At 53.4% G+C, this 16391-nt stretch carries 11 protein-coding genes and 1 pseudogene; 3 read left to right on the plus strand and 9 right to left on the minus strand.

Features of this window, described 5'->3' with window-relative positions:
* Nucleotides 1–44 precede the first annotated feature (44 nt).
* Complete coding sequence (locus tag EPD59_RS15650; protein WP_133273601.1) at nucleotides 45–800, plus strand: succinate dehydrogenase/fumarate reductase iron-sulfur subunit; 756 nt, start codon at nucleotides 45–47, stop codon at nucleotides 798–800.
* 82 nt (nucleotides 801–882) lie between these two features.
* Nucleotides 883–1410, plus strand: a complete 528-nt coding sequence (locus tag EPD59_RS15655) for an NADPH-dependent FMN reductase (protein ID WP_133273602.1) — start codon at nucleotides 883–885, stop codon at nucleotides 1408–1410.
* 15 nt (nucleotides 1411–1425) lie between these two features.
* Here EPD59_RS15655 and EPD59_RS15660 read toward each other — a convergent pair whose 3' ends face one another.
* Nucleotides 1426–2700, minus strand: a complete 1275-nt coding sequence (locus EPD59_RS15660; protein ID WP_133273603.1) for a voltage-gated chloride channel family protein — start codon at nucleotides 2698–2700, stop codon at nucleotides 1426–1428.
* Nucleotides 2701–3088: 388 nt separating this feature from the next.
* Here EPD59_RS15660 and EPD59_RS15665 point away from each other — a divergent pair, with 388 nt between their 5' ends.
* A complete protein-coding gene (locus EPD59_RS15665; protein ID WP_133273604.1) occupies nucleotides 3089–5632 on the plus strand; it encodes an outer membrane beta-barrel family protein in 2544 nt (847 codons plus the stop codon).
* Nucleotides 5633–5998: 366 nt separating this feature from the next.
* On the opposite strand, the gene ftsZ is transcribed toward EPD59_RS15665, so the two are convergent.
* The 8 genes and pseudogenes from ftsZ to mraY all read right to left on the minus strand — a co-directional run bounded on the left by ftsZ (nucleotide 5999) and on the right by mraY (nucleotide 16286).
* On the minus strand, nucleotides 5999–7510 hold the full coding sequence (gene ftsZ / locus EPD59_RS15670) for a cell division protein FtsZ (protein WP_133273605.1): 1512 nt from the start codon (nucleotides 7508–7510) through the stop codon (nucleotides 5999–6001).
* 103 nt (nucleotides 7511–7613) lie between these two features.
* Nucleotides 7614–8987 carry a cell division protein FtsA gene (gene ftsA / locus EPD59_RS15675; RefSeq protein WP_133273606.1) on the minus strand — a complete coding sequence of 458 codons (1374 nt, stop codon included), beginning with the start codon at nucleotides 8985–8987 and terminating at the stop codon, nucleotides 7614–7616.
* 104 nt (nucleotides 8988–9091) lie between these two features.
* Nucleotides 9092–9856 (minus strand): cell division protein FtsQ/DivIB, encoded by a 765-nt coding sequence (locus EPD59_RS15680; protein WP_133273607.1) that lies wholly within the window; start codon nucleotides 9854–9856, stop codon nucleotides 9092–9094.
* On the minus strand, nucleotides 9840–11267 hold the full coding sequence (murC, locus tag EPD59_RS15685) for a UDP-N-acetylmuramate--L-alanine ligase (RefSeq protein ID WP_133273608.1): 1428 nt from the start codon (nucleotides 11265–11267) through the stop codon (nucleotides 9840–9842). Before murC ends, EPD59_RS15680 begins: the two co-directional genes overlap by 17 nt.
* Nucleotides 11264–12400 carry an undecaprenyldiphospho-muramoylpentapeptide beta-N-acetylglucosaminyltransferase gene (murG, locus tag EPD59_RS15690; RefSeq protein WP_133273609.1) on the minus strand — a complete coding sequence of 379 codons (1137 nt, stop codon included), beginning with the start codon at nucleotides 12398–12400 and terminating at the stop codon, nucleotides 11264–11266. Before murG ends, murC begins: the two co-directional genes overlap by 4 nt.
* Nucleotides 12401–12445: 45 nt before the next feature.
* Nucleotides 12446–13623 (minus strand): annotated as a pseudogene (locus tag EPD59_RS15695) (FtsW/RodA/SpoVE family cell cycle protein).
* A 10-nt stretch (nucleotides 13624–13633) separates the two neighbouring features.
* The gene (gene murD / locus EPD59_RS15700; protein ID WP_133273610.1) at nucleotides 13634–15013 is read right to left on the minus strand and encodes a UDP-N-acetylmuramoyl-L-alanine--D-glutamate ligase; all 1380 of its coding nucleotides are present in this window, start codon (nucleotides 15011–15013) and stop codon (nucleotides 13634–13636) included.
* 52 nt (nucleotides 15014–15065) lie between these two features.
* Nucleotides 15066–16286 (minus strand): phospho-N-acetylmuramoyl-pentapeptide-transferase, encoded by a 1221-nt coding sequence (gene mraY, locus EPD59_RS15705; protein WP_133273611.1) that lies wholly within the window; start codon nucleotides 16284–16286, stop codon nucleotides 15066–15068.
* Between the last annotated feature and the right edge of the window lie 105 nt (nucleotides 16287–16391).

Consider the following 16391-nt stretch of genomic DNA (forward strand, 5'->3'; position numbering starts at 1 on the left):
GTTTTCTACATAAAATGGCCGGTAATAACCCTAATGCAAAACCGATGAACCTTACGCTTAAGGTGTGGCGGCAGCGCAACCGTAATAGCGAGGGCAAAATAGTAGAGTATCAGGTAAAGGATATTTCGCCCGAAATGTCTTTCCTGGAAATGCTGGATGTGCTCAACGAAGGCTTGTTGCTGAAAGGCGATGAGCCCGTAGCATTCGACCACGACTGCCGCGAAGGCATTTGCGGCTCCTGCGACTTATTTATTAATGGCCGTGCGCACGGCCCGGAAAAAGGCACTACTACGTGCCAACTCCACATGCGCAAGTTCAGCGATGGCGATACCATCACCATTGAGCCCTGGCGTGCTAATGCTTTCCCCGTAAACCGCGACTTGAGCGTAGATCGCTCAGCCTTCGACCGGATTATTCAGGCGGGTGGCTACGTGAGTGTGAACACGGGCGGCGTACCCGATGGCAACGAGATTCCAATTCCGAAGAACATTGCAGACAAGGCGTTTGAGGCTGCTACCTGCATTTCGTGTGGTGCCTGCGTTGCCGCTTGCAAAAATGCATCGGCTATGCTCTTCGTATCCGCTAAGATTTCCCAGTTAGCCTTGTTGCCACAAGGCCAGGTAGAGCGCAAGACCCGTGTAGAAAACATGGTAGCGCAAATGGACAAAGAAGGTTTTGGTGCCTGCACCAACATTGGTCAGTGCGCAGCGGAGTGTCCAGTGGGTATTTCACTCGAAAATATTGCCTTGATGAACCGCGAGTTTATCAACGCGAAAGCTACTTCTGACAACCTAGCATAGGGTTGTGCTGTTATAGTGAAAGAGGGCGAAACGGCTTCCGTTTCGCCCTCTTTTTTGCCCTCTACTTTCCGCTCTTTCGTACATGATTACTATTATTATCGGGACAAATCGTCCGAACTCCCGGGCCCGTCGGGTGGCCGTTTTATACGCTGACCTGCTGAAAAGCCAGGGTGCCGATTGCCAGCTTCTGGACCTCACTGAATTACCTTCAGACTTTATTACTTCGGCCCTCTATGCCAACACGGGTCAGCACGATGGCTTCAACGAGCTTTTTGAACTGACCAATAATGCCGACAAGCTGGTGTTTGTGGTCCCGGAATACAATGGCTCTTTCCCCGGCGTATTGAAGGCGTTTATTGATGGCCTACCCTATCCTGGCGGTATTCGGGGTAAAAAAGCAGCATTAATCGGTGTGTCGACCGGGGTGCAAGGAGGCATTTTGGCTTTGAGCCACCTGACGGATATTTTGATGTATCTGGGTACGGCAGTACTGCCGGCGCGTGTGCGTTTGCCAGCCATTGACAAGTATTTGAGTGACGATGGCAAGCTAACGAACCCGCTGTATCAGCAGTTGCTGGAGGAACAGGCAGCGCAATTATTGGCATTTTAAGCGGTGGCGCATCGGCTATAAATCGCGCAGGCGCTTTCCTTGCTGGCGAGCCCACAAACCATGTTTGGATTGCCCGATAATTTGCCCCCCATAAATACCTTGATGGCCCGAAAACAGATAACTGACTACGCAGGCTAGGCCCGCATATAGGCCGCATTCGTGGCCAAATAGCTCCATAGCCATCAGCGTACAGGCAAGTGGCGTGTTGGCCGCGCCGGCAAATACTGCCACGAAACCCATGCCCGCCAGCAAAGGCATAGGCAAGGCTAGGCCGGGTGCCAATGCATTGCCTACGGTCGCGCCAATAAAAAACAAGGGCGTGACTTCGCCCCCCTTAAAGCTGGCGCCCAAGGTGAGAGCGGTGAGCATGAGCTTGAGCAAAAAATCGTAGGGTGGCACGGGTACGTTGAGGGCTTCCTCTATTGCAGGAATTCCCAGCCCGACATAGCGCGTGGTGCCCAGAACCCACACGGCCAGCGCTACCAGCGCGCCGCCAACTACTGGGCGGAGCGGTGGCCAGGCAATCAGTCTTTTAAAAAAGCCCCCCAACAGATGAGTAAGGCCACTAAAGCTTCGAGCAGCTAGTCCGAATATGATACCAGCAGCGGCGGCACTAAGCAGACTAAGCGGTGAGAGGACCGGAACTGCGAGCAACGGATAAGCCGTGTGCCCCGCGCCCCAGAGCCGCGTGACGTAATCAGCAAAAATGGCCCCCAGAAAGCTGGGCAGAATGGCATCGTAGCGCAGCCGACCAATCAGGAATACTTCCAGCCCAAAAATGGCACCCGCCAACGGTGTTCCGAATACGGAAGCAAAACCAGCGCTGACGCCCGTAATCAGCAGCAATGTGCGGTCGCGGGGGCGTAGGCGGAGTGGGCCACGGAGCTGGTCGGCCAGCGCCCCACCCATTTGCACAGCAGTGCCCTCGCGGCCGGCCGAACCGCCAAACAGATGCGTCAGCAGCGTACCAATGAGCACAAGCGGCACCATGCGCAATGGCAGTGTAGCTTGCGGAGAATGAATCTCGTCGAGCAGCAGGTTGTTGCCGCCTTCCACGCTTCGGCCAAAAAAATAGTACAGAAGCCCCACCAAAAAGCCCCCCAACGGCAAAAAAGCAATAATCCAGCGGTGCGTTTCGCGCCAGTTCGTTACATAATCCAGTGCTACCAGGAAGCCGGCTGAGGCAGTACCAGCAAGCCCGCCCACAATGGCACAAATCAGTAGCCAACGACCTGCAAAGAGCAGTAAGGGTGTGTACTCGGCGCGGAGAGCAGAAAAATAGCGATACATGAATAGGCAGTGCCGAGGAGGAAGTCAGGCGAAGATACATATCCGGCAATAAGCTACTGCGCGTTTGCGTTAGCAGGCCCAGCGCCCGGCTCTGGGGGGCTTTTTACATACCTTATTTGCTTATTCTATAAAATTTAGCTCATCCATAAACAGAACACGCAACTCCACGCTTGAATATTTGTCTGTTGAGCAAATCTGACTAATAATTACTTCCAGCAGCCGACGACTCTGCTAAGTTGCTCTCCTCCAGTCTGCGCTGTATTCTTTTTACTTACTATCTCCAAAGCACTTATGCTAACCGCCCGGGAATTCCGGGTTTTGGCCCCATCTGGCCTCCATTAGTCGAAAAAACAAGACAAGCGCCCTTGGTCGCTTCTACCTTCGCTTCATGAAACACACATTACCATTGTTGCTGGCCGGACTCGGTCTGTCCTTTCACACTCTTGCCCAAACGGCTCCAGCTTCTCCTTCTACCCCTACCCAGCGGCCTGCGTTGGTTACGCAACCAACTCCCCCGCGTGGCACCGCCGGCCTCAGCGGCACCGTAACGGATAGCAAAACCGGGCAACCTGTGGAGTATGCGACCGTTGCACTGCTCGACCAAACCACCGACAAAGCTGTGGATGGGGGCATCTGCGACGAAAAAGGCAAGTTTGCCTTCAGCAAATTGGCTCCTGGCACCTATAAGGTCAGTATCAGCTTTGTAGGCTACCAGACCAAGGTGCTGGATAATGTGCGCCTTGCCGACGGCGACGTGAATCTGGGGGGTATTTCGCTCGCTGCTACTACGCAACAGCTTGGTGAAGTGAAGGTGACGGGTGAGCGGGAGTTAGTGGAAAACAAAGTCGACCGCATCGTTTATAACGCCGACAAGGACATCACAAACAGCGGTGGCACGGCGGCTGACGTGCTCAAAAAAGTGCCATTGCTGGCCGTCGACCTTGATGGCAACGTGGAGTTGCGCGGCTCGTCCAATGTGCGCGTGCTCATCAATAACAAGCCCAGCACCATCGTAGCCTCATCAGTAGCCGATGCACTGCGTCAGATTCCGGCCGATCAGATCAAAACCGTGGAAGTTATTACCTCGCCTTCGGCTAAGTATGATGCGGAAGGCACGGGGGGCATTATTAACATTATTTTAAAGAAAAACGACCTAGCCGGTGTAAACGGCTCCGTGAACGTATCAGCCGGTACGCGCTCCAGCAACCTGAACACCAGTCTGAATGCGCGCAAAGGAAAAGTAGGCGTAAATGCGAACCTAGGCTCCTTTGGCTTTTATAACCGCGGCCGGGGCGAAACCTTCCGCCGCGACTTTGAAGGCGCCACAACCATAGCGACGCTGACCCAACTCAGCACGAATCGTACCCTCGGTGGCGGCCTTTATGGCCAAGTTGGCGCCGATTACGACCTTACGCCCAAAGACGCCTTCAATATCAGTGCCCGCGGTAACCTGTTTCGCTTTAATGCCCCCCGCACGCTAAACTCGGAGTACATTACCAATGCTGGCGCTGATATTTACAGCCGGGATATTGAAGTCGATAACCAAAACCGCAACCTCGATCTGAACTTTGGCTACACTAAAACGCTAGCTAAGCCACGCCAGGAGTTCAGCGTTTTGGCTCTTTATAGCGTCAATAAGGGCATGAATGAGTATGACCTCGACCAGTTCCGGCCCGAGCTTCTCGGACCAGACTACCGCGAGCAAAGCTTCAACGACAGCCGCAACCGTGAGGCCACCTTCCAGGCCGATCTCGTGCAACCCATCGACAGCACCAGCACGCTGGAGCTAGGAGCAAAATCCATCCTGCGCCAGGTAAATACCGATTATCAAATCGAAGCGGATAGCTTGGATGGCCGCGGCTTCCTGCTTCTCCCCGACCGTACCAACCAGTTTCGCTATAATCAGGACGTGTACTCGGGCTACGGCACCTACGGCTTTAGCTTGCAAAAAGTATACAGCTTCAAGGTGGGCGCCCGCGTGGAGCACACCCGCATCGGCGGTGACTTCTTCTCCAACGACACCGAAATTAGCCAGCAGTACACCAACTTTATTCCCAGCGTTGTAGCCTCCCGCGACTTTGGCAAGGATAAAAGCCAGAAGCTAAAGGTGAGCTATACGCGGCGTGTGCAGCGCCCTAATATCTACTTCCTGAACCCCTATCTGAACACCAGCGACCCTCGCATCTTCTCGTCCGGCAACCCCAATTTGGACGCCGAGCTGACCGATTCCTACGAACTGGGATACAGCACGTATATCAAAAAGAGCAACCTCAATTTCTCGCTCTACTCCCGCCGCACCAACAACGCTATCGAGAGCGTCTCGCGCCTTGTTCCACTGAACACGCTGATTGAAACCGACGATACCGAAGCGGAGGTAATCTATACCACTTTCCAGAACGTAGCCCGCAACGCTACGTATGGCATGAGCTTATTTGGCTCGACAAAGCTGACGGATAAGTGGACCGTGAATGGCAACGTGAACACTTATTATGTAACGCTCAAAAGCCAGAGCTTGAATACTAGCAACAGCGGCGTGATGTATAACGCTAATATTTCGTCGTCGTATCAATTCGACAAAGGTTACAGTGCGCAGTTTTCCGGTTTTCTTAACTCTCCTCGCGTGCAGCTGCAAGGTCGCACCTCGGCTTACCAGTACTATAGCATTGCAGCCAAAAAAGAGCTTTTCAAGAAGAAAGGCAGTATAAGCTTAGGCCTGGACAATCCATTCAACCGCACGATTCGCTTCCGTAATGAGCTGGACGCGGCTCGCTTTACCTCCCGCAGCAACAACTACAACTACAACCGCGGCGTGCGCGTGAGCTTCAACTATCAGTTTGGTAAAATGGATGGCAGCGCCGGCCGGCCCAAAAAGAGTATCCGCAACGACGACCAGAAGTCGGGCGGCGACTCTCAGGGACAGGGGCAGCAGTAAGCAAAAAGAAGCAGGTGGATGCGCGCACCCACCTGCTTCTTTTTGTTATCGTTATTGTTTTCACAGCAACCAAGCCACTCACGTTTCAGCTAACTTTTGGCGACTAAAAAAGCCCCCCAGCGATGAAAAAGCTGTTTTTCCCACTTACGTTGGCCGCTATTTCTTTGCTAGGAGCGTGCAGCACGACAAGTTCTTCCGGCTCGCGGACGCTCAGTCCTGATAGGGAGCAGGCAGATCCGATTCGGCAAGATTCATCTGTAGTCGACACGCTTGCTCGACCTCAGTAAAGTGGTAAGCATAAAAAAGGCAGAAGCCGCCGGAGAGTCTCCGGCGGCTTCTGCCTTTTTTAAATCTGTTAAGTGAAATCTAATCTACGTTATCATGCAGAAACCGATTGTCGCCCAGCAGTTCATTATCGTCCGACAGATTGAAGCGGGAGATGTCGCGCTCATTCGATGGCGTCACATTTTCCAGCTTAACGTGACGACGCAAGTAAGCAGGCGTTTCCAGCTGATCTTTGATGGCATCATTGGTTAACCCATTGCTTAAGTCCTGAAGGCGCCGACGGCGTTCTTCTGCGCGGGCATCCAGTGTAGGACGCGGCGCAGCATGCTGCTGGGGCTGCGGTGCGGGCTGCTGCACAGCTACCAATTCTGGAGCCGGCGACGAAGGCGCAGCCACGGGCGGCACATAGTTTGAAACCGACGTTTCCAGATCAAAAGTCACCTTGGGTGGTTCTACCGAAGCAGGCGCGGGCGCGGGTGTGGGCGCAGGAGCCAGCGTGCCAAACGTAGGAACCATAGGCGCAGCGGGCGCTTCCTGACGGTCCTTGTCGAACAAATTGATCTGCGGATCAGGCTCTTGCTCTTCAGCAACCTTGTTGTTAACGAAACCCGTGTTGATAGTGTGAGCATCACGGGCAAAACCCGTAGCAATAACCGTCACGCGGATGCTCTGCCCCAAAGTAGAATCGATGCCGTGGCCGAAAATAACTTCAGCGTCCTGGCCGGCTTTATCTTGGATGTACTCCGTAATCTCGGTCAGCTCATCCATTTCCAGCTCTGCCTGATCACCCGACATGATGCTGAGCAGAATTTTCTGCGCACCATGAATGTCGGTGTTGTTGAGCAGCGGCGAGGCCAGAGCCTCCTCGGCGGCGCGCTGAGCGCGGTTTTCACCATCGGTAATGCTGCTGCCCATCACGGCCGCACCCGAGTCTTTCATGACGGTTTTCACGTCTTCAAAGTCTACGTTTACCTCGCTGGTTACCGTGATGATTTCGGCAATACTCTTGGCGGCCGTGCTCAGCACATTATCCGCTTTCGCGAAAGCCGCCCGGATAGGTAAGTTGCCAAAGATCTCGCGCAGCTTATCGTTAAGAATAACGAGCACTGTGTCGCAGTTCTCGCTCAGCTCCTTAATGCCGTGTTCAGCCTGCTGACGCTTCTTTTTACCCTCAAACAGGAAAGGTGCGGTTACGATACCTACGGTCAGAATGCCTAGCTCCTTGGCCACTTTGGCAATAACAGGCGCAGCGCCGGTGCCAGTACCACCGCCCATACCAGCCGTGATAAATACCATGCGTGTACCATTGCTAAGTAGCTCCCGAATCTGCTCGCGGCTCTCAATAGCGGCTTGCTTACCGCGCTCCGGGTTAGCGCCAGCGCCAAGGCCTTCCGTAAGGTCAACGCCGATCTGTAATTTGGTAGGCACGGTGCTGCTGTGCAGCGCCTGCTTATCCGTATTGCAGATAACGAACTCTACGTCCTTTATGCCTTGGCTGAACATGTGGTTCACGGCATTGGAACCACCGCCGCCAACACCAATTACCTTGATGATAGACTTAGAGGTGGAAGGAATATCGAATTTATAATTCATGAGGTGGAGTCTAAATGGGTGAATGGGCGAATGGGTGAACAAGGGAATTGGCGTTTGTTTGATGTAAACAGTCAGCCATTCGCTCATTCACCCATCCACTCATTTAGTATTGCTTATCGTCAAAATCGTCGATCAACAGACCTTTGGTGCGGCTGATGATATCCTGAAAGAACTTGCCGGCACCAGAAGGCTTTTTAGGTGGTGCAGGCGCTTGGGGGGCTTTTTGGGTAGCAGCGGGAGCAACTGGCATTTCCATGCGCGGCTCTGGGGCGGCCGGACGATACACTTGCTCTTCTGGCTCGTAGCTGCGGTTTACGCGCTCATCAATGGAACGGTAGCCGGCCAACACCAAGCCTACAGTGGTAGCGTACATCGGCGACTTTACAGCTTCAATACGGCTCTTGCCTAAGTGTTCGTTGGGGTAGCCAATACGGGTATCAAGTCCAGTTACGTACTCCGTTAGCTGCACGAGGTTTTGCAGCTGTGAACCACCACCAGTCAGCACGATACCAGCGGCCAGCTTATCGGCGTGGCCGGTACGCTGAATCTCGGCGTACACTAGCTCCACGATTTCTTCCATCCGAGCCTCAATGATGTGAGCAAGGTTCTTCAGAGAAATCTCCTTAGGAGCCCGGTCGCGCAGACCAGGAATGCTTACGATTTCGTAATCAGAAGCTTCCTCAGCAATGGCTTTCCCAAACTTTACTTTCAACTGCTCAGCCTGGTTCTGCATCACTAAGCAGCCCTGCTTGATATCAGAAGTCACGATGTTGCCGCCGAAAGGCAGCACCGCCGCGTGACGAATGATGCCATCTTTAAAGATAGCCAAGTCGGTAGTACCGCCCCCGATATCAATCAGCGCTACACCAGCTTCTTTTTCCTCGTCGCTCAGCACCGACATGCTCGACGCCAGCGGCTCCAGAATCAGATTATCGATTTCTAGCCCGGCCTTGGTAACACACTTGTTGATGTTGTTGATGGCCGTGCTCTGAGCAGTAATGATGTGAAAGTTGCCTTCCAACCGTACGCCCGACATGCCCACTGGATCCATGATGCCTTCCTCGTAATCCACCTTGTAGTCTTGGGGCATTACGTGGATGATCTCGGAGCCGGGCGGAGTTACCAGGCGGTACATATCGTTGGTCAGGCGGTTCACGTCATCGACGGTAATCTCACTATCCTGCGAGGCCCGCGTGATGCTGCCGTTATGCTGTAAGCTCTTGATATGCTGGCCAGCAATCCCGACGTTCACCACGCCGATATTGATGCCCGATTGTTCTTCAGCCTGCCGAATAGCCTTCTTAATAGCGTCTACAGTTTTGTCAATATTGGACACAATACCGCGCACTACACCTTCTGACACGGCTTTACCCATGCCAAGGATCTCAAGTTTGCCAAACTCATTTTTGCGCCCTACCAGGACGCAGATTTTGGTGGTGCCGATGTCGAGGCCGACTACAATTTTATCGTTTTGCATGGGGTAGGTACTGGCAGGGTTTGCGGGAAGTTGCGGTATGTATCTAAAAAAACGCTATTTAGGACGATTTAAGGCCCTTTTTAGACGTTACAGAGAGTGTATAGTTATTCGCAAATGATCTGGTCTTTAAACTCAACATTGACGCGGTGGTATGTATCCCATCCTAAAACTGGTGGAATTTGCCGGTAAAATACCATTAGTTTCGCGAATTTTTCTGAAATATTCTCTGGAAACCCAAATTCTACTCGTTGATCTCCTATTTGTTGGGTGAAAGCAATCTTGCCATTTGGCCCAATAAATACTTCGGCTACCTGAGCCCGCCAAAAGGGGTGCTCGTCGATGTAGCGCAACACTTCGAGGTAACGGCGGCCGGTAGAGTCGCGAAAAAACGTAGCCGGAATAGGAGTGCCCCCCTGACGAGCTACGGGCACCACGCGAGCCGTGAACAATGGCGATAGCGGTAACTCATGCCCTTCAGCATCGAGGTAGCTGTCGCGGCGGGTGTCAGCATGTACTAGGCGGGCTATGGGACGATTCTGGCGCACGTCGGCGTGCAGGTTACCGGCTAGGTCACGGTACACCTCGACTTCGCGCACAAAACTATGAGACTTGAGGCGGGCTTCAAGGGCTTTCAAGTTGAGGTCTTCGGGGCGCGCGCCCTCCAGGCGTTGATAGCCATTGCGCGTGAGCAGAGCGGTTACTTCCTGCTCGCTAATGAAATAGTTATTGAACTCATTGCTGATGGTCACGATAACCTGACCAACAGGGCGGTTTGCTTGGCGCAGGCCAGCAAACACGGCCAAGCCGATGAGCAGCAACAGGCAAGCCGCTGCAAACAAATAATTTTTGGCGTTAGGCTTGAGTTTCATGCCAGCGGCTGGTTAAAATGGTTCGCAGCTGAGGCACCAATTGATCAATATCACCGGCCCCAACGGTAGCCAGCACATCAAAATCATCGTCGACAGCGGCGGCCGCCACGACTTGTTCCTTGGTTTGCAAAGACTTTTTTGAAGCTGTTAGTTGAGATAAAATCAGCTCGGAGGTAACGCCACTAATCGGCAGTTCACGAGCGGGATAGATGTCGAGCAGCACCACTTCATCGGCCAGACTTAAGCTCTCAGCGAAGCCTAGCGCGAAGTCGCGGGTGCGGGTGAAAAGGTGGGGTTGGAAGATGACGCGCAGGCGTTTCTGCGGGTACAACGCACGTAGGGAACGAAGGAAAGCCTCTATTTCGCGTGGGTGATGGGCATAATCGTCAACATACACCTTGTTTTTTGTGGTGACGATAAATTCAAAGCGACGCTTCACGCCCCGATACGCCGCTACCGCAGTGGCCAGTTTTTCAGCGGTTACGCCTTCCAGCTGGGCCGCAAAAATGGCCCCCAGCATATTTTCCACGTTGTGAAAGCCGGGCACAGTTAGCTGCAAGTTAGTTAGGTTGCCGAGGGGGCTATGTACATCGAAGCGAAACTCGTGTCCGTGAGCCGTTACGTTGGCAGCATGCAGATTTCCCCCCTGCGCTGCTTCTAAGCCATAATGAACGACCTGCACGCCAGTGGGTACCGCAGCGGCCACACTTGCATCGGCAGTATAGTTAAGCAGAAGCGTGCCACCCGGCTTTAATTGCCCCACAAACTGCCGGAAGGACTCAATCAGCGCATCCTGTGTACCATAAATATCGAGGTGGTCGGCATCTGTGCTGGTCACGATAGCTACATCGGGGTGCAAGGTTAGGAAGCTGCGGTCATACTCATCAGCCTCCACTACTACAGGCTTAGCGCCCGCGTCCGTGCCGGTATTTAATAGAAGATTTGACCCAAGGTTCACAGAAATGCCCCCCAGGAAGGCTGAGCAATCGACGCCCGCGTGGTGAAGCAAGTGCGCCACCATGGACGAGGTGGTAGTTTTGCCGTGAGTGCCAGCTACAGCAATGGTGCGTTGGCCTTGGGTAAGAAGACCCAGCACTTGGCTGCGCTTACGAATATCGTAGCCCTGCTCGCGCAGCCATGCCCACTCCTGATGGCCAGCGGGAATAGCTGGCGTGAGCACTACCAGTGTCTGGGGGGCATTTTCGCGTACCTCAACCGGAATATTCTCGACTGCATCCGCGTAATGCACGGCAATACCTTCAGCGGCTAACGCTTCCGTTAGCGGCGTTGGCGTGCGGTCGTAACCGCTTACTTGGTGGCCATTGGCTTGAAACCACCGAGCCAGCGCCGACATACCAATGCCACCGATGCCCAGAAAGTAGACGTAAGGAAATGCGGCTACAGGATTCATCGGCGGTCCATGATAGTGAGGAGTTCATCTACAATGGCAGCCGTCGCGTCGGGGCGGGCAAGCTGGCGCACGTTGGTACTTAGCTTCAATTGGCGCGGCTCATCGGCTAGCAGGCTTAGGGCCTCATCATACAGGCGAGCGGGCGCTTCCGCATCCGGAACGAGTAGAGCGGCTTGATGGCGAACCAAGGCCAAGGCGTTTTTGGTCTGATGATCTTCGGCCACGTTGGGCGATGGCACCAGTAAACTAGGCTTGCCAGTAAGGCACAGTTCCGAAACGGACAAAGCGCCCGCCCGCGAAACCACTACGTCGGCGGCGGCATAAGCCAGGTCCATGCGCTGTACGAATTCTAATGCCCGAATGCCATCTGCGGCGAATGGCGCAGCTTCTTCCTGCGCTTTAGGGTAGTAGAGCTTACCTGTTTGCCACAGCAACTGAACTCCAGCCGCTTTCAGGCGCGAAAGTGCCGCAGCAGTGGCTTCGTTCAAGGTGCGGGCTCCGAGGCTGCCGCCAATTACAAGTAGGGTTTTCTTGTCAGGTGAAAGCCCGAAAAACTTCAGTGCTTCGGTACGGTCGCCAGAAGCAATTTCGGTGCGGACTGGGTTACCAGTAAGAACGAGCTTATCCTTAGGGAAAAACTTTTCCATGCCCTCATAAGCCACACAAATACGATTTACGCGCCGACTCAGCAGTTTATTAACTAGGCCAGCGTAGGAATTCTGTTCCTGAATAAGGGCTGGAATTCCTCGCGAAGCCGCGGCCAATAGAATAGGAGCCGAAGCGTAGCCACCTACGCCCACAACGGCTTCGGGGCGAAATTTCTCGATAATTTTGCCCGCTCGCTTCACACTCCGAATCACGCGCAACGGAAATAGCAGATTCTGGGGAGTCAGGCGGCGCTGTAAGCCACTAATATCAAGGCCTACAATGTCGTAGCCGGCCTCGGGCACCCGGGTCATCTCCATCCGGCCGTTGGCGCCGACAAACAGGATTTCAGCCTCGGGCTGACGACGGCGCAGCTCGTTAGCAATGGCTACCGCCGGAAATATATGCCCACCCGTGCCCCCACCGCTAATAATAATGCGGTAAGGCTCGGGATGCGAAGAAATAAACTGGAGATTCGACTTGGGCATGTAAGCTTGAGCTGTGCGGACTGTTGAGTGGTTAAAGTCTGTTTTTTAAGCGTATGCAGTTTTCTTCGGAATGCGAGCGGTATCCTCTGGCTCGCCCGTCATGGGGCGTATTTCACGCTCGCCACGGCTGACGCTCAGAATAATACCAATGCTGATACCCGTGAAAATCAAGGAGGTACCACCCATGCTGAGCAGCGGCAGCGGCAAACCAGTGATGGGCCCTAGCCCTACGGCCACGCCCATATTTACCATCGCCTGCAAGACCAAACTAAAGGTTAGCCCTGCCGATAAAAGCCCCCAAAGGCGCCGTAGCTATGAATAACGGTGTTCAGACCCCGATAGAGGAAGGCCAGATATAGAAACAAGACAACTACGCCCCCAATGAGGCCATATTCTTCAATGATAACGGCGTAGATAAAGTCGGAATATGGGTGGGGCAGAATGTTGCGCTCGGTGCTTTTGCCGGGACCTTTTCCACTGATACCGCCCGTAGCAATAGCGATGTAGCTGTGCTCCAGCTGAAACGGCACCGGCTTGGTCTTGTCGGTAAAGCTTTCGATGCGGGTGAGTACCGTTTTGTAGCGCTGACCGGAGGATAGACCAATGCCGCCTACCACCGCACCGATAAGTACCATCACGGCCATTTGCTTGAGTGGTACCCGACCAATAAACATGAGCAGCAAACAGGTGGCAAATAACAACAGCGCCGTAGAGGCATTACTCATGATGATAATGCCGCAGATCAAACCCACCCATAGCATTACCGGTAGCAACGTCGTTTTGAAATCCTGCACGTGCTGCTGCCGACGGCTAAGCATACTCGCCAAGTGCGAAATCAGCGCCAGTTTGGCTAAGTCGGAGGGCTGGAAGGTTTGGTTGATGACCGGAATTGTAAGCCACCGCGACGCCTCGTTGATATTCGAGCCCATGAAATAGGTGAACAGCAACAGCGGCACCGATAGCAATAGCGCGTACAGCGACAGGCGCGAGTAGTAGCGATAATCGATGCGGTGCGCCAGCCACATGAAGGCCAAGCCCACGAAGATCAGGCCCGTGTGCTTAATCAGGAAATACTCCGTATTGCCCCCCATCTTTTTGTAAGCCAGCGTACCCGTAGCCGAGTACACCACCGCAATGCTGATAAAGGAAAACAGCAGCACGATACCCCACAAAATGGGGTCGCCTTTGAGGTTGCGTTGCAGCCAGAGTTTTACGGGTTCCATAAATCGCAGATTAGGCTGATGGTACTGATTTTTCTTGGGACAATTTTTCCACAGCAGCGGCAAATTGCTGCCCACGGTCTTCGTAGTTTTTGAATAGATCGAAGCTGGCGCAGGCTGGTGAAAGCAGCACCACGTCGCCGGGTGCGGCCAACTCAGCGGCACGACGCACGGCTGTTTCTACGCTTTGGGTTTCCTCTAGGTGTGGGACAACGATACCGAAGCTGGCCTTCAGCTTTTCATTATCCACGCCGAGGCAAATCAATGCTTTCGCTTTTTGCTTGGCCAGCGGCAGCAAGGAAGTATAGTCGTTGCCCTTATCCGTACCGCCGGCAATCCAGACGATGGGCTGCTGTACACCATCGAGGGCAAACCATGCCGCTTCCACGTTGGTAGCTTTGCTATCGTTGATAAACTTAACGCCGTTGACCTCCCCTACCAATTGCAGACGGTGGGGGGCATTTTTGAAGGAAACCAAGCCCTGCTCAATTTGCTCCGGCGATAGCCCAACAACGCGAGCCGCCAGGATAGCCGCCGCCATATTCTGCTGATTATGTTGCCCAATTAGGGGCGAGTTGGCAACATTGACGCTATCAACCCGACTTTGCGCCCATTCGGGCAAATGCAGCTGCAACGTTCCATCTTGTCCGTACCATGCGGCTAAGTTTTCGCCCGTATGGCCGTCGAATTGCTGATCAAATGCCAAGGCATTTTTTTCAGCCCCTGAAGCTGCTACTGCTTTGCGCGTTTCGGGGTCACCGGCATTATAGATAAAACAACCGCTTACGTTGCGGGCAACGCGCATTTTGGCCGCCGCATAGTTTTCAAGGCTGTAGCCGTACCGGTCGAGGTGGTCGGGCGTAATATTGAGCAGGATGGCCAACCAGGGGGCAAAATTGTGGGTATCGTCGAGCTGAAAGCTGCTCAGTTCCACCACATAATAGTCGTGCTTATCTTCAATAACCTGCTCAGCGAGACTGTAGCCCACATTGCCGGCTAGCCCCACACTCATGCCAGCTTCCTTTAGCAAATGATAGGTAAGCAGCGTGGTGGTCGTTTTGCCATTCGTGCCGGTAATGCAGATACACTTGGCCTGCGTATAGCGGCCTGCTAGCTCGATTTCGGAGATAATAGGCGTGCCTTTCGCGCGTAGAGCTTGAATGATGGGCGCTTTTTCCGGAATGCCGGGGCTTTTCACTACTTCGTCGGCGCGCAGGATTTCATCCAGCGTATGCTGATTTTCCTCGAAGCGAATGCCGGCTTGGGTCAGCTTCTGCTTATAAGCAGGCTTAATAGAGCCACCATCGGACACGAAAACGGCGTGGCCTTTAGCTTGCGCCAACAGCGCCGCCCCTACCCCACTTTCTGCTGCTCCGAGAATGACTATTTGCATGACTTATAAACTTGAGTATCTCGTGATGTGGTCAAACACCGCAGAATAGCTTTTAGCGAAGTTTGAGGGTTACCAGGGTGAAGACGGCCAGCATAATGCCCACAATCCAGAAACGCGACACGATTTTGGATTCGTGGTAGCCAAGCTTTTGGTAGTGGTGGTGCAAAGGGGACATGCGTAGCAAGCGGCGACCTTCTCCATACTTGCGGCGCGTGTATTTGAAGTAGCTTACCTGCACGATTACCGAGAGGTTTTCAATCAAAAACACCCCACACAACACCGGAATCAACAATTCTTTACGAATAATAAGCGCCAGCACCGCAATGATGCCGCCAATAGCCAATGAGCCTGTGTCGCCCATAAAAACCTGGGCTGGGTAGCTGTTATACCACAAGAAACCTACGCAGGCTCCCACGAAGGCCGTACAGAATATTACCAGCTCACCCGAGTTCGGGATGAACATAATGTCCAGGTAGTCAGCCAGCAGCGCGTTACCACTCACGAAGGCGAAAATGGCTAGCGTGATACCAATGATAGCCGACGTGCCCGCCGCCAAGCCGTCGAGGCCGTCGGTGATGTTGGCACCGTTGCTCACGGCCGTGATGATGAGGATAACGATGGGAATGTACAGGAAGCTGTAGAGGCCATTGAAGTAGGGGCCGGCGTAGGCAAACAGGTTGCCGTAGTTCAGCTCGTTGTTTTTGGCAAAAGGAATCGTGGTAATCATCAGCTTCACATCCTGATACACGGTGCTGGCATCAACAGCGGAAAGCTGCCCGTTGGGCAGCAAGTATTGGCGGACTGTTACATCGTTGCTGAAGAACAGTACCCAGCCTACTGTAATACCCAAACCTATCTGACCCAGCACTTTGAAGCGTCCGCTCAAGCCTTCTTTATTCTTCTGGAAGACCTTTATATAGTCGTCAAGAAACCCGATCAGCCCCAGCCAAACCGTACTCAGCAGCATCAGCACGATGTAGATATTGTCGAGCTTGGCAAACAGCAGCACGGGCACCAAAATGGCCAGGATGATAATCAGGCCACCCATAGTTGGGGTGCCTTTCTTCTCCAGTTGTCCTTGCAAACCCAAGTCACGGATACTTTCGCCCACCTGCTTTTTCTGCAAAATTCGAATCAGGCTTTTACCAAAAACCTGCGCAATAAGCAGGGAAGTAATAACGGCCATAGCCGCCCGAAACGAGATAAATTGAAACACGCCCGCCCCAGGCAGATTGTAGTGCTCACTGAGGTACGTAAAGAGGTAATAAAGCATGGGCGAGGGGTCAGCGGATAGAAAGTGGAGTTAGGCCAAGATGCAAAGGTTTAGTTTTTTAGGTTGAGGTCAAACGTTGTGTTTTCCGGATTTTTACTGTAGCGC

The sequence above is a fragment of the Hymenobacter radiodurans genome (assembly GCF_004355185.1).
Taxonomy (GTDB): Bacteria; Bacteroidota; Bacteroidia; order Cytophagales; family Hymenobacteraceae; genus Hymenobacter; species Hymenobacter radiodurans.

Bases quoted from the DNA above. Each gene is read 5' to 3' on its own strand.
- EPD59_RS15665 (WP_133273604.1), top strand. From the start codon at position 3,089: ATGAAACACACATTACCATTGTTGCTGGCCGGACTCGGTCTGTCCTTT.
- EPD59_RS15650 (WP_133273601.1), top strand. From the start codon at position 45: ATGAACCTTACGCTTAAGGTGTGGCGGCAGCGCAACCGTAATAGCGAG.
- EPD59_RS15660 (WP_133273603.1), bottom strand. From the start codon at position 2,700: ATGTATCGCTATTTTTCTGCTCTCCGCGCCGAGTACACACCCTTACTG.
- EPD59_RS15655 (WP_133273602.1), top strand. From the start codon at position 883: ATGATTACTATTATTATCGGGACAAATCGTCCGAACTCCCGGGCCCGT.
- murG (WP_133273609.1), bottom strand. From the start codon at position 12,400: ATGCCCAAGTCGAATCTCCAGTTTATTTCTTCGCATCCCGAGCCTTAC.
- murC (WP_133273608.1), bottom strand. From the start codon at position 11,267: ATGAATCCTGTAGCCGCATTTCCTTACGTCTACTTTCTGGGCATCGGT.
- ftsZ (WP_133273605.1), bottom strand. From the start codon at position 7,510: ATGAATTATAAATTCGATATTCCTTCCACCTCTAAGTCTATCATCAAG.
- murD (WP_133273610.1), bottom strand. From the start codon at position 15,013: ATGCAAATAGTCATTCTCGGAGCAGCAGAAAGTGGGGTAGGGGCGGCG.
- EPD59_RS15680 (WP_133273607.1), bottom strand. From the start codon at position 9,856: ATGAAACTCAAGCCTAACGCCAAAAATTATTTGTTTGCAGCGGCTTGC.
- ftsA (WP_133273606.1), bottom strand. From the start codon at position 8,987: ATGCAAAACGATAAAATTGTAGTCGGCCTCGACATCGGCACCACCAAA.
- mraY (WP_133273611.1), bottom strand. From the start codon at position 16,286: ATGCTTTATTACCTCTTTACGTACCTCAGTGAGCACTACAATCTGCCT.